Origin of the sequence: Sphingosinicella sp. (assembly GCF_013911755.1) — a bacterium.
GTDB lineage: Bacteria > Pseudomonadota > Alphaproteobacteria > Sphingomonadales > Sphingomonadaceae > Sphingosinicella.
This window is the reverse complement of the sequence record NZ_JACESP010000005.1, coordinates 149,709-162,287: the sequence shown is the minus strand read 5'-3', so window position 1 is coordinate 162,287 and position 12,579 is coordinate 149,709. Positions and strand designations below refer to the sequence as shown.

The 12,579-nt window shown below is 66.6% G+C and carries 11 protein-coding genes; 7 read left to right on the top strand and 4 right to left on the bottom strand.

Features of this window, described 5'->3' with window-relative positions; translation table 11 throughout:
* Nucleotides 1-120: 120 nt before the first annotated feature.
* Both H2052_RS05855 and H2052_RS05850 read left to right on the top strand, forming a co-directional pair.
* Nucleotides 121-723: a hypothetical protein gene (locus H2052_RS05855; RefSeq protein WP_293779086.1), complete on the top strand. Its 603-nt coding sequence runs from the start codon at nt 121-123 to the stop codon at nt 721-723.
* Nucleotides 724-754: 31 nt separating this feature from the next.
* The gene (locus tag H2052_RS05850; protein ID WP_293779084.1) at nt 755-2,083 is read left to right on the top strand and encodes a tetratricopeptide repeat protein; all 1,329 of its coding nucleotides are present in this window, start codon (nt 755-757) and stop codon (nt 2,081-2,083) included.
* Here H2052_RS05850 and H2052_RS05845 read toward each other — a convergent pair whose 3' ends face one another.
* Entirely contained in the window at nt 2,084-3,316 is a 1,233-nt protein-coding gene (locus tag H2052_RS05845) for a dihydroorotase (protein ID WP_293779082.1), read from the bottom strand.
* Nucleotides 3,313-4,317, bottom strand: coding sequence for an aspartate carbamoyltransferase catalytic subunit (locus H2052_RS05840; protein ID WP_293779080.1), 1,005 nt, complete (start codon nt 4,315-4,317; stop codon nt 3,313-3,315). The genes H2052_RS05845 and H2052_RS05840 overlap by 4 nt, the downstream gene beginning before the upstream one ends.
* A 126-nt stretch (nt 4,318-4,443) precedes the next feature.
* On the opposite strand from H2052_RS05840, the gene H2052_RS05835 reads away from it, so the two are divergent.
* Complete coding sequence (locus H2052_RS05835) at nt 4,444-5,772, top strand: MFS transporter (protein WP_293779078.1); 1,329 nt, start codon at nt 4,444-4,446, stop codon at nt 5,770-5,772.
* Here H2052_RS05835 and ruvX read toward each other — a convergent pair.
* Together ruvX and H2052_RS05825 are read right to left on the bottom strand one after the other, a co-directional pair.
* Nucleotides 5,769-6,236 carry a Holliday junction resolvase RuvX gene (gene ruvX, locus H2052_RS05830; RefSeq protein ID WP_293779076.1) on the bottom strand — a complete coding sequence of 156 codons (468 nt, stop codon included), beginning with the start codon at nt 6,234-6,236 and terminating at the stop codon, nt 5,769-5,771. The two genes, H2052_RS05835 and ruvX, sit on opposite strands and share 4 nt — an antisense overlap.
* On the bottom strand, nt 6,233-7,498 hold the full coding sequence (locus H2052_RS05825; protein ID WP_293779074.1) for a DUF3089 domain-containing protein: 1,266 nt from the start codon (nt 7,496-7,498) through the stop codon (nt 6,233-6,235). The genes ruvX and H2052_RS05825 overlap by 4 nt, the downstream gene beginning before the upstream one ends.
* Before the next feature lie 68 nt (nt 7,499-7,566).
* Here H2052_RS05825 and H2052_RS05820 point away from each other — a divergent pair, with 68 nt between their 5' ends.
* From H2052_RS05820 to gatB, 4 genes are all read left to right on the top strand, one after another.
* Nucleotides 7,567-9,261 carry a D-aminoacylase gene (locus tag H2052_RS05820; RefSeq protein ID WP_293779072.1) on the top strand — a complete coding sequence of 565 codons (1,695 nt, stop codon included), beginning with the start codon at nt 7,567-7,569 and terminating at the stop codon, nt 9,259-9,261.
* Nucleotides 9,262-9,326: 65 nt separating this feature from the next.
* Nucleotides 9,327-9,614, top strand: coding sequence for an Asp-tRNA(Asn)/Glu-tRNA(Gln) amidotransferase subunit GatC (gene gatC, locus H2052_RS05815; protein ID WP_121048085.1), 288 nt, complete (start codon nt 9,327-9,329; stop codon nt 9,612-9,614).
* Nucleotides 9,614-11,089, top strand: a complete 1,476-nt coding sequence (gene gatA, locus H2052_RS05810; protein ID WP_293779069.1) for an Asp-tRNA(Asn)/Glu-tRNA(Gln) amidotransferase subunit GatA — start codon at nt 9,614-9,616, stop codon at nt 11,087-11,089. The genes gatC and gatA overlap by 1 nt, the downstream gene beginning before the upstream one ends.
* A 1-nt stretch (nt 11,090) precedes the next feature.
* Nucleotides 11,091-12,578 carry an Asp-tRNA(Asn)/Glu-tRNA(Gln) amidotransferase subunit GatB gene (gene gatB, locus H2052_RS05805; protein WP_293779067.1) on the top strand — a complete coding sequence of 496 codons (1,488 nt, stop codon included), beginning with the start codon at nt 11,091-11,093 and terminating at the stop codon, nt 12,576-12,578.
* The last annotated feature ends 1 nt before the right edge of the window (nt 12,579 follow it).

The following is a 12,579-nucleotide window of genomic DNA, read 5'->3' as shown; positions in this document are numbered from 1 at the left end:
GTGTTCAACGCACCGGGCCAGCATGTGCCGACTCCTGCCGCGCGGGCCGCCGGCGGGTTCGGTCGGAAAGCTGCAAGTTAACAATAAGATGCAAGGGGCCGTTCCGGGGAAAGGTAAGTTATGAACGAGGCCAACTATGCTTCTTTGACCGCCGGTTTGCTCGCGCGGAAGGGACAAGCGCGTCCGGCGATGCGTCCGCAGGGCTACGGCTTTGCGTCCGACGACGATCTCGGTTGGAACGACATGGGCGGCACCGACATGCTGACCGCCGAACAGCGCGCTGCGCTGATGCCGGCACAGCCGATGCATTTCCAGCCGCGTCCGGTGGTGGATTTCGACCAGTCGGTGGCGTCTCCCGTTGCCGCGCAGCAGCAGGCGATCGCCGACGAGTTCGCGGCCGCTGCGGCCGCAGTCGTCCCCGCGTCGGGACCCGAAACCGCTGACCTTCCGGAGGTGCCGGTGTCCGCACCCGTGGCGGCGCCGATTCCGACGATCAACGTGGCGCCTGCGCAGCCCGTGCATCGCCCGCGCGCGGCGGCCGGCTCCAAGGCGAAGGCGGCGTTCACGCTGCGGCTCGATCCGGAGCGTCACATGAAGCTGCGCCTTGCGTGCGTCTATGCGCACCAGTCCGCGCAGCAACTCGTGACCGCGGCGCTCGAGGAATATCTGTCCACGCATTTTCCGGACGCGTTGAAAGACGTGAGGAAGACCGCCGCCAACTAGGCGCGAACGACGGGGTGAAGGGGCCAAGACCATGCAGACTCAGCGCAATACAGTGCTCAAGCTGGCCGCGAGTGCGTTTACGCTCGGGGTCTCTCTGACGGCGTGCCAGTCCTCAAACAGCCCGGTCGCGCACGTGAACACCGCGATTGGTTCGGTTGATGCTCCGCAGCCCTCGATCGTTCTCATCAAGCAGGCGGAAGCCGCGCGGCTGGCCGGCAATCCGGTCGCCGCGATCAGCTTTGCAGAGCTTGCCGTTACGGCTGATCCGCAGAACGCCGACGCGCGCTTTGCGCTCGCCAAGGCCTATACGGCCGCGGGTCGTTATCAGTCTGCCGCGGATGCCTATGGCGACCTGTCGGCGATGAACCCCGCCGACGCGAGCGTCCGCTTCCGCGCCGCGCTTTCGTCGCTCGCGGCGGGCAACCGTTACACGGCGCTGTCGTCGCTCGACGCGCTTGCGGCAGAGCCCTCCCTTGCCGCCGATGTCGGCCTCGCGCTTGCGCTTTCGGGCGAGACGCGCAAGGCGATCAGCCTGCTTGAGGCATCCGTCCGTGCGGGCAGCTCAACCCCGCGCCTGCGCCAGAACCTTGCGCTTGCTCAGGCGCTTGCGGGTGAATGGGCCGCTGCGCGTACCACTGCTTCGATGGACCTGTCGCCCGATGCGGTCGATGCCCGCGTTGCGGAATGGGCCGCGATTGCCTCGAACACGGACAGCGCGTGGCGCACGGCTTCGGTGCTGGGCGTGGAAATGGCCGCCAATGATGCCGGCCGCCCGGTTGCGCTCGCCTGGGTGCAGCCGAAGGCTGAAGTCATGGTGGCGGCTGTTGAGGCGCCTGTCGTGGAAAGTGCGCCGGAGCCTGTGGCTGTTGCCGCGGTCGCCGAGCCTGCTCCGGTGGTCATCGCCGAGGCCGCGCCGGTCGCTCCGACCGAGCCTGTCGCCATTGCGCGGGCCGAGGTGCCGGTTGCGGCCGAGCCTGCGCAGCCGATCGTGCAGATCCGGGCGGTGCAGCCTGGGTTCGAGACGCCGAAGACTGTATCCGCCGTGAAGCGGGAGATTCGCGCGCTGAAGAAGCCGACGCATGGCGCCTGGGTCGTCCAGCTCGGGTCCTATGCGAAGCCCGAGTTTCTGAACGCGGGCTGGAAGACGCTGATTCGCAAGAACAACGCGCTGGGCGAGTTTGAGCCGATCCGGAGCCAGATCGCGGTCAAAGGCGCCACATATCATCGTCTCGCCATCGGATCGTTTGCAAACGTCAACGAAGCGGTCGACCTCTGCCGGAACCTCAAGGCCGAGGGCTACGGCTGCTTCGTTCGCAAGGGTGCGGGCGCGTCGGAAGCCACGTCTTCCAAGAAGGCCTGATCAACCGGCGAAAGCGATTTCGCCGCCTTTCACGGTCCATTTCACACGGCCCTGAACGGGCAGCCCGTCGAACGGCGTGTTGTCGCCCGCCGAGACGAATCTAGACGCGGCAATGCGCCACGGTGCACCGGGGTCGAACAGCACGATGTCGGCCGGTGACCCCTCGCCGAGATTTCCGCCCGGAACCCCGAAGATCGCCGCCGGTGTCGCGCTCATCATCGCAATCAGGCGAGAGAGGGGAACGTCCGCATTCTCGCCCGCCGAGATCGCGAGCGCGAGCAGCGTCTCCGCGCCCGACATGCCCGGCATCGCCTGCGCGAAGGGAAGCCGCTTCTCGTCCTGCCCGCGCGGGTCGTGCGCCGAAGTGAGACAGTCGATCGTGCCGTCCGCAAGACCCGCCAGGAGTGCGCGGCGATCATCCTCGCTGCGGAGCGGCGGGGAGAGACGCGTGAAGGTGCGGTAGCCGGTGACGGCTTCGTCGTTCAGCAGCAGATAGGCCGGCGCGGTGCCGCAGGTGATGCGCGCGCCGCGCGCCCGGGCGGCGCGGATCACGTCCAGCCCTTCGGCGGTCGTCACCTTGTGGATATGAAGCCGCGCGCCCGCCGCCTCTGCGAGGCGCACGTCGCGCGCAATGGCGATGGCCTCGGCAATGGCGGGGGCGGAGGCGAGGCCGAGACGGGTCGCGGTTTCGCCCGTGGTCGCCTCGGCGCCTTCGGTGAGCGCGGTGTCTTCGGCGTGGACGACGGTGACGAGATCGAACGCGGCGGCATATTGCAGCAGCCGGTACATCACCGCTGACGAAGCGATCTGGCGGCGGCCCGTGGCGATGGCGACAGCGCCCGCGGCCTTCATCAGCGCGACCTCGGCAAGCTCGGTGCCGGCAAGGCCGCGTGTCGCGGCGGCGAGGGGGTGGACCCAGACATGCGGCTTGCCGATGCGCTGGGCGCGCTCTGCAAGCGCGGGATCGTCGATCACCGGCGACTGATCGGGCATCAGCAGCGTGCGCGTGATGCCGCCCGCGAGGAACGCCGCCGGTTCGGATTTGAACACGCCCGCATCGACAAGGCCCGGCGCGGCGACGAGGCCCGCAGCGTCGATCCGCATGGCATCGGACGGAATCTCGGGCCTGCCGATGGCGGCAATCATGCGGTCGACGACGAGGATGTCCGCGGTGGTATCGATCCCGCGCGCGGGATCGATGATGCGTGCATCCGTGATGGCGAGCGGCTTCATACTCTCGCCTCCCAGCCATCCACGCCCCTTCGGGTGCGGGTCAGCACGTCGAGGCAGGCCATGCGGACGGCAACGCCCATTTCGACCTGCTCGGTGATCGCGGAGCGGGCGATGTCGTCGGCGACCTGCGATTCGATCTCGACGCCGCGGTTCATCGGGCCGGGGTGCATGACGAGCACATTGTCGCCCGCCGTCGCGAGGCGTTTCGCGGTGAGGCCGTAAAAGTGAAAATATTCGCGCTCGGAGGGCAGGTAGGCCCCCGCCATGCGCTCGCGCTGCAGGCGGAGCATCATGATGACGTCGGCGCCTTCAAGGCCCGCGTTCATGTCCGTAAAAGCGGTCACGCCGAAACGCTCGATCCCGACTGGCATCAGCGTCGGCGGCGCGACCGCGCGCACTTCGGCGCCGAGCGCGGCGAGCAGGTGAAAGTTCGAGCGGGCGACGCGGCTGTGCAGGATGTCGCCGCAGATCGCGACCTTGAGGCCTTCAATGCGGCCCTTGCGCCGGCGGATGGTGAGCGCGTCGAGCAGCGCCTGCGTCGGATGCTCGTGGCGTCCATCGCCCGCATTGAGCACGGGGCAATCGACCTTGGACGCAATGAGCGCGACCGCGCCCGAGGCATCGTGGCGGATGACGATGACGTCCGGATGCATGGCGTTGAGCGTCAGCGCCGTGTCGAGCAGCGTTTCGCCCTTCTTCATCGAGGAGGACTGGACGGACATGTTGACGACGTCCGCGCCCAGGCGCTTGCCCGCGATCTCGAACGACAGCAGCGTGCGCGTCGAGTTTTCGAAGAAGGCGTTGATCTGGGTGAGGCTTGCCAGTCGCTCATCACGTTTGTGCGCGCTGCGGCTGAGTTCGACCCAGTGTTCGGCTTCATTCAGAAGGAAACCGATTTCCCAGGGCTTCAGGCCTTCGATTCCAAGCAGATGTGCGTGCGGGAAGGGATGCACGCCCGGCGGCACGGCCGGTAGCGGAGCGGGTTGGGCTGCTGATGTCATTAAAGCCAAGCCTTTAGTCTTGCATAGGGCAACGGGCAAGGGGCGAAACCGGCCGCGCGCCACATCATCTTGCAGGCTTGACGCTGCGGCCGGTGCGGGGCACGCCCTCGACCAAGGGGAGCGCCAATGAAGCACGAAGAAACCGCTGATCTGCCGTATCTGAAGAAGGTGGTTGCCGCCTCAATGGCCGGAACGGTCGTCGAATGGTACGAATTCTTCCTCTACGGCACCGTCGCGACGCTCGTGTTCGGCAAGCTGTTCTTCCCCGATACCGGCAACGAGCTCGATGGCATCATCGCCGCGTTCGCGACCTATGCGGTGGGGTTCCTCGCGCGGCCGCTCGGCGGCATCGTCTTCGGGCACTTCGGGGACAAGATCGGCCGCAAGTCGCTGCTGCAGTTCAGCCTGATCCTGATCGGCGTTTCGACGTTCCTGATGGGCTGCCTGCCTTCGTTTCACCAGATCGGCTACTGGGCGCCGCTGCTGCTGGTGACGCTACGTTTCATCCAGGGCTTCGCGCTCGGCGGCGAATGGGGCGGGGCGGTGCTGCTCGTCACCGAGCACAGCCCGAACCACAGCCGCGGCTTCTGGGGCAGTTTCCCGCACGCCGCCGTACCGCTCGGCAACCTTGCCGCGACGGTGGTGCTGCTGGTGCTGTCGGCGACGCTTTCGGAGGAGGCGTTCCTGTCGTGGGGCTGGCGCGTCGGCTTCTGGCTGTCCGTCGTGATCGTCGGTATCGGCTATTATATCCGCACGCAGGTGTCGGATTCGCCGATCTTCAAGGCCGCCAAGGCCGAATTGGAAGAGAAGGCGCACGCCGGCTACGGGCTCAAGGAGGTCTTCCGCCTGTATCCCCGCCGCGTGTTCACCGCGATGGGCCTGCGCTTTGCCGAGAACATCCTCTACTACATGGTCGTGACGTTCTCGATCACGTACCTGTCGCACCGCGGCGGCGATACGACGCGCATCCTGACGCTGCTTTTCTTCGCGCACATCATCCATGCGTTCATCATCCCCGCCGTAGGGCACGCCACCGACAGGTTCGGGCGGCGGCCGCTCTATATCGCGGGCGCACTGCTGACGATGGTGTGGCCGTTCGCGGCGTTCCCGATGCTGGATACCGGGGCAACGGGCATTGTGCTCGCGGCGATCATCACCGGCATGATGGTCCACTCGCTGATGTACGCGGCGCAGCCCGCGATCATGACCGAGATGTTCCCCACGCGGATGCGCTATTCCGGCGTCTCGCTCGGATATCAGCTGACCGCGATCGTCGCGGGCTCGTGGGCGCCGCTGATCGGCACGGCGCTGCTGCGCGAATATGAAACGTGGTGGCCGATCGCCGTCTACATCATGTTCGCCGGGGCGGTGAGTTTGATCGCGGCGCTTCTGATGCGTGAGACGAAAGGTGTCTCGCTCGTGGCGATCGACCGCGAGGACGCGGCGCGAAGCTAGGCCGCGAGTGCCAGCGCGTCGATCGCGGCTTGCAGGATGTGTGCGGCTGCGAGGGCGTCGACGCGTTCGGCGCGTTTCGCGCGGCTCATGTCAGCGGCGATCATCTCGCGCGTGACGGCGACGGTGGAGAGCCGCTCGTCCCAGAGGAGGACGGGGAGGGCGAATTCGGCCTCAAGCGACCGGGCGAAGGCGCGCGTGGCCTGCGCGCGGGGGCCGTCGGTGCCGTCCATGTTCACGGGATAGCCGAGCACGATGCCGGCGAGCGCGCGGCTCCCTGCGAGGCGGCGGAGCTCGGCGAAATCCTGCGTCTGTTTGCGGCGGACGATGGTTTCCGCCGCGCTCGCGAAACGCCATTCGGCGTCGCAGAAGGCGACGCCGATGGTTTTGGTGCCGAGATCGAGTCCCGCAAGGACGCCGCCCGACGGCAACTGCGCCGCGAACTCTGCGGCCGAATGCGTGCTCACCGGCTGCGCGCAGGCGCTGTCGCCGCAAGCGCCGCCTGCGCGCGGCGTTCGACGTCGGTGCGCAGGTTCGTCCAGAACAGCGCGTAGTCGTAGACGTGGTAGTTGTTGCCGGGCAGCACGTAGGAGCGCAGGCCTTCGGGCGGTTTCTCGCCGATGCTGAGATAGCCCTTGTCGCTGCACTTGGCGCCGACGAGCCCGGCTTCAAGCGTCGCACTCGAATAGGTCTCGTCAACCGGGATCAGCGTGCCGAGGTTGCGCGCGGTGCCATACGGGTCGCTGGCGTCGGCGCCGTCCATCGTTTCCACGGGAAGCGGCGAGGCCTCGGCGGCGAGGCTGCTGCGATGCGGGGTTTCATCGGTGGCGGCGGTTTCGGGCGCATCGCCGGGCGGGGCAAGATCGGGCGCTCCGGTCAGCGGATTGACGCACAGAAGGTGTGTTCCCGCGCGCGGCGCGCCGGTGAGGCCTGTCGTCGTGTAGAACGGATCGAAGATCGATTCCGGCTGCGCGGGTTCGGCATAGCTCTGGAAGGCGATGATGCAGCGCGTTTCCTCCGGCGTTTCGCACGGCTTCAATCCGAGCTTCGGCAGGTCGGACTCGATCGAGATCGGCCAGCCGATCAGATAGGCGGCAACGATGCGATCCGCGACGGGCGTGCCCGCGATCTTCTGGGCGAGCAGCGAGACGAGGTGCAGCGAGCCCTGGCTGTGGCCAGCAAGAATGATCTTCTGATCCGGCGGAATATCCCGAAGGAACAGTTCGAAGGCCTTTTCGACGTCACTGTACGCGACTGCGAACGACTTCGCCGAATCGGGTTCGCCGAGCGACAGGAAGGCGCCGAACGTCGCCTGGCGGTATTTGGGCGCCCACACCTCGCCGATGCCGTTGAAGACGCTCGCCTGGCTTTTCAGGAACACGGTCTGCCGGAAACGGGGATCGCCGGTGAGCGCGATGGGCGCGTTCCACCGATCCCCTTTCAGATAGGTGGTGGGGTGCACGTAGAACACTGCGACCGCAGGCTTCGGCGCGGGGCTGTAGCCCTCGGGCGTCCAGCGCACGACATCCGCCGGGATGCCCGGGCGCGCAAGCCAGGCGTCGGCGCGGTCGTAGAAGGTCGCCGGGGGCTTCGGGCTGTCCGCAAAGCTCACATCCGGGACGAAGGCGGCGCGCATCAGTTGCGGCGCGAAGATCCGGTAGGCGAACGCGCCCGCGATGGCGAGCACGACGAGCGCGGCGATGATGTAGAGAAACCGTCGAGCGGCCAAGTTGCTGGACTCCTTTGTCTGGGCGCTTAGCATGGCGTCCATGTCACGAGAATACAGGGGTTAACACCATGCGTCTTACACGGGTTCCTTTCGCCATCTGCATCACCCTGCCGCTGGCCGCATGCGCTGCGGGCGGGACCACGCCTGCACTTCACGATCTCGTGATTCGCGGCGGCACGATCTATGACGGATCGGGCGGCGCGGCGCAGGTCGGCGACGTTGCCATCGATGGCGACAAGGTGGTTTCGGTCGGCCCCGCCGCGCGCGGGCGCACCGAGATCGACGCGACGGGCCTCGCGGTGGCGCCGGGCTTCATCAACACGCACAGTTGGGCGACCGAATCGCTGATCGTCGACCCGCGCGGCGTTGCCGACCTCAAGCAGGGCGTGACGCTGGAGGTGATGGGCGAAGGCTGGTCGATGGGGCCGCTGAACGCCGAGATGAAGCGCCTCTCCGCGAGCCGCATGGGCGACGTGAAGTACGATATCGAGTGGACGAGCCTTGGCGACTATCTCGCGTATCTCGAAAAGCGCGGCATTTCTCCGAACGTCGCGAGCTTCGTGGGCGCGGCGACGGTGCGCATCCATGAACTCGGCGAAGGCGATGTCGACCCGAACCCGCAGCAGCTCGCGCGGATGCAGGGGTTGGTGAAGGCCGCGATGAACGAGGGCGCGCTCGGCGTCGGCTCGGCGCTCATCTACGCGCCCGGATCCTTCGCGGAAAAGCCGGAACTCCTCGCGCTGATGCAGGCGGCCGCGCCGTGCGGCGGGCGCTACATCAGCCACATGCGTTCCGAGGGCGACAATATCCTCGAAGCCGTGGACGAACTCATCGACATTTCGCGGCAATCCAAGGCGCCCGCGATCATCTATCACCTGAAACTGGCGGGCAAGGACAACTGGAGCAAGCTCGACACCGTCATCGCGAAGGTGGAGGCCGCGCAGAAGGAAGGCCTCGACATCACCTCCACCATGTACACCTACCCGGCGGGCGGCACCGGCCTCGACGCCTCGATGCCGCTGTGGGTGCAGGAAGGCGGCGAGGAAGCCTGGTTCAAGCGGCTGCAGGATCCCGCCGTGCGCGCCAAAGTTGCCGCGGAGATGAAGACGCGCGGCGACGGCTGGGAGAATCTTTACTATCAGGCGGGCTCGCCGGAGCGGCTCGTTCTCGTGGGGTTCAAGAACGACAAGCTGAAGCCCCTCGCGGGCAAGACGCTCGGCGAGGTGGCGCGGGAACGCGGCAAGAGCCCCGAGGAAACCGCGATGGACCTCGTGGTGGAAGACGGCAGCCGGGTCGGCACGATCTACTTCCTGATGGACGAGAAGAACGTCGCGAAGCAGACGGCGCTGCCGTGGATGAGCTTCGGCTCCGACGCGGAGGCCCCGGCCACGGAAGGCGTCTTCGTGAAATCGCCGACGCACCCGCGCGCCTATGGCAACATCCCGCGCTTCCTCGGCAAGTACGTGCGCGACGAGAAGACGACCACCCTTTCGCAGGCGGTGCGTCAGCTCACGTCCTTCTCGGCCGAGCAGATGGGCATCGAGGGGCGCGGACGTCTGGCGCCCGGCTACTTCGCCGACGTCGTGGTGTTCGACCCCGCGACGATCGCCGACAAGGCGACCTTCGAGAAACCGCACCAGTATTCGGTCGGCGTGCGCGACGTGTTCGTGAACGGCCAGCAGGTGCTGAAGGACGGCGAGCCCACGGGCGCACGCCCGGGCCGCTTCGTGAAGGGGCCCGGCACGGGGAAGTGCCCCGCATAGCGCGCTTGCGGGGCGGCGAAGCCGCGTGCTAACGGCTCGGGCTCAATCAATCCGGGGTGTTTTGCATGTCCGTTGACGCCGCCACCGTCAAACGTGTCGCGCATCTTGCGCGTATCAAGATCGACGACGACAGGTCCGCCGTGATGGCCGAGGAGCTTTCGAAGATCCTCGGCTGGGTGGAAATGCTCGGCGAGGTGAATACGGACGGCGTGGAGCCGCTCGCCGCGGTGATCCCGAACACACTGCGCTGGCGTGAGGATGTCGTCACCGATGGCGGCATTCAGGACAAGGTGCTGTCGAACGCGCCGAAGGCCGAATACGGCTTCTTTGCCGTGCCGAAGGTGATCGAATAATGACGGCACTCACCGACCTGACGCTCGCGGCGATGCGCGACGGGCTGCGGAAGAAGGACTTCTCCGCGAAGGATCTCGCCGAGGCGCATGTGAAGGCGGTGGAAGCCGCGCGCGTGCTCAATGCCTTCACCGTGGAGACGCCGGAACTGGCGCTGAAAGCCGCCGAGGCGGCCGACGCGGCGCTCGCGAAGGGCGAGGCGAAGCCGCTGTCTGGCATTCCGCTCGGCATCAAGGACCTGTTCGCGACCGAGGGCGTGCAGAGCGCGGCGGCTTCAAACATCCTCAAGGGCTTCAAGCCGCCCTATGAATCGACCGTGAGCGGCAAGCTGTTCGCGGACGGCGCGGGGATGCTCGGCAAGCTCAACATGGACGAGTTCGCGATGGGCTCGTCGAACGAGACGAGCGCGTTCGGCACGGTCATCAACCCATGGCGCGGCAAGGGTAACGAAAGCCTCGTGCCGGGCGGCAGCTCGGGCGGGTCGTCGGCCGCGGTCGCGGCGCGGCTCGTCGCGGGCGCGACGGGCACCGATACCGGCGGCTCGATCCGTCAGCCGGCGGCGTTCACGGGCATTTCGGGCATCAAGCCGACCTACGGCCGCTGTTCGCGCTGGGGTATCGTGGCGTTCGCAAGCTCGCTCGATCAGGCCGGGCCGATGGCGCGTGACGTGCGTGACTGCGCGATTTTGCTCAAATCCATGTGCGGGTTCGATCCAAAGGATTCGACCAGCCTCGATCTGCCGGTGCCGGACTTCGAGGCGGCGCTGACCGGCGACATGAAGGGCAAGCGCGTCGGCATTCCGAAGGAATATACGGTCGACGGCATCCCGGCAGAAATCGAGGCGCTGTGGAAGAAGGGCGCGGACATGCTGCGCGACGCGGGGGCGGAGATCGTCGACATCTCGCTGCCGCACACCAAGTACGCGCTGCCGACCTATTACATCATTGCGCCTGCCGAAGCCTCTTCCAACCTCGCGCGCTATGATGGGGTGCGCTACGGCCTGCGCGAGACGCCCGAGGGCGGCAGCCTGATCGACATGTACGAGGCGACGCGCTCAGCGGGCTTCGGCGCGGAGGCGCAGCGGCGCATCCTGATCGGCACCTATGTGCTCTCGGCCGGCTATTACGATGCCTATTACCTGAAGGCGCAGAAGGTTCGCGCACTCATCCAGCGCGACTTCATGCAGGCGTTCGAACGCTGCGACGTGATCCTCGCGCCGACCGCGCCGAGCGCGGCGTTCGGCATCGGCGCGAACGTCGACGATCCGATCGCCATGTATCTGAACGACGTCTTCTGCGTGCCCGCGAGCCTTGCGGGGCTTCCCGCCATGTCCGTGCCGGGCGGACTTTCGAACGACGGTCTGCCGCTCGGCCTGCAGATCATCGGCAAGCCGCTCGATGAGGAAGGCGTGCTGAACGCGGGCTATGCGATCGAACAGGCGGCGGGATTCTCGGCGCGACCGGAAGCGTGGTGGTAAGATGAGCGACTACAGAATCAAAGGCGAAACCGGCGAGTGGGAGGTCGTGATCGGCCTCGAGGTTCACGCGCAGGTCACATCGAACGCCAAGCTGTTCTCGGGCGCCGCGACGGCGTTTGGGGCGGAGCCGAACACGCAGGTGAGCCTGGTGGACGCGGCGATGCCGGGGATGCTGCCGGTCATCAACGGCGAGTGCGTGCGGCAGGCGGTGCGTACCGGCCTCGCGCTCGATGCGCAGATCAACACGTGGTCGCGCTTCGACCGAAAGAATTATTTCTACGCCGATCTGCCGCAGGGCTACCAGATCAGCCAGTTCCAGCATCCGATCGTGGGCGAGGGTGAGATTCACATCACGCTCGGCGAGGGGCGCACCAAGACCGTGGGGCTGGAGCGGATCCATCTGGAGCAGGATGCGGGCAAGTCGATGCACGACCAGTCGCCGCGCTATTCCTATGTCGATCTCAACCGGTCGGGCGTGGCGCTGATGGAGATCGTCTCGCGTCCCGATATGCGCTCGCCCGAAGAGGCGGGGGCGTATGTTAAGAAGCTGCGCTCGATCCTGCGTTACGTCGGCAGCTGCGACGGCAACATGGAGGAAGGCTCAATGCGCGCCGACGTGAACGTCAGCGTGCGGAAGCCCGGCGACCCGCTCGGCACGCGCTGCGAGGTGAAGAACGTGAACAGCGTTCGCTTCGTGCAGGCGGCGATCGAATACGAGGCGCAGCGCCAGGTGGAGATCATTGAAGGCGGCGGCACGATCGTGCAGGAAACGCGGCTGTTCGATCCGGGCCGGATGGAAACGCGCGCGCTGCGGTCCAAGGAAGACGCGCACGATTACCGCTATTTTCCGGACCCCGACCTGCCGCCGCTGGTGTTCGACGACGCCTTCGTTGAAGCCCTGCGCGCCGAACTGCCGGAGCTGCCCGACGCCAAGCACGCACGCTATGTGCGCGACCTCGGCATCAGCGACTATAACGCTAGTGTGCTGACCGCAGAGAAGGAAGCCGCCGACTGGTTTGAACGGATGCTGTCGCTGAGCGCGGCGAAGCAGGGCAAAAGCCTGCAAGACGTGGCGCGCGCAGCCTCCAACTGGGTGATCTCCGACCTGTTCGGCGCGCTGAACGCACTCGGCAAGGACATCGTCGACAGCCCGATCAGCCCCGAACACGCCGCGACGCTGCTGGCGCTGATCGGCGACGGGACGCTTTCGGGCCGGCTCGGCAAGGACGTGTTCCAGATCATGCTGGAAACCGGCGACGATCCTGAAAAGATCGTGGAAGAACGCGGCCTGAAGCAGGTCTCCGACACCGGCGCGCTCGATACGGCGATCGCGGAGGTTCTCGCGAAGAACGCCGACAAGGTCGCGCAGTACAAGGACGGCAAGGAAGCGCTGTTCGGCTTCTTCGTGGGCCAGACGATGAAGGCGACAGGCGGCAAGGCGAACCCGCAGGTGGTGAATGAACTGCTGAAGGCGGCGCTGGCTGGGTGAG

Bases quoted from the DNA above. Each gene is read 5' to 3' on its own strand.
- H2052_RS05840 (WP_293779080.1), bottom strand. From the start codon at position 4,317: ATGACATCAGCAGCCCAACCCGCTCCGCTACCGGCCGTGCCGCCGGGC.
- gatA (WP_293779069.1), top strand. From the start codon at position 9,614: ATGACGGCACTCACCGACCTGACGCTCGCGGCGATGCGCGACGGGCTG.
- H2052_RS05835 (WP_293779078.1), top strand. From the start codon at position 4,444: ATGAAGCACGAAGAAACCGCTGATCTGCCGTATCTGAAGAAGGTGGTT.
- H2052_RS05820 (WP_293779072.1), top strand. From the start codon at position 7,567: ATGCGTCTTACACGGGTTCCTTTCGCCATCTGCATCACCCTGCCGCTG.
- gatC (WP_121048085.1), top strand. From the start codon at position 9,327: ATGTCCGTTGACGCCGCCACCGTCAAACGTGTCGCGCATCTTGCGCGT.
- H2052_RS05855 (WP_293779086.1), top strand. From the start codon at position 121: ATGAACGAGGCCAACTATGCTTCTTTGACCGCCGGTTTGCTCGCGCGG.
- H2052_RS05845 (WP_293779082.1), bottom strand. From the start codon at position 3,316: ATGAAGCCGCTCGCCATCACGGATGCACGCATCATCGATCCCGCGCGC.
- H2052_RS05850 (WP_293779084.1), top strand. From the start codon at position 755: ATGCAGACTCAGCGCAATACAGTGCTCAAGCTGGCCGCGAGTGCGTTT.
- gatB (WP_293779067.1), top strand. From the start codon at position 11,091: ATGAGCGACTACAGAATCAAAGGCGAAACCGGCGAGTGGGAGGTCGTG.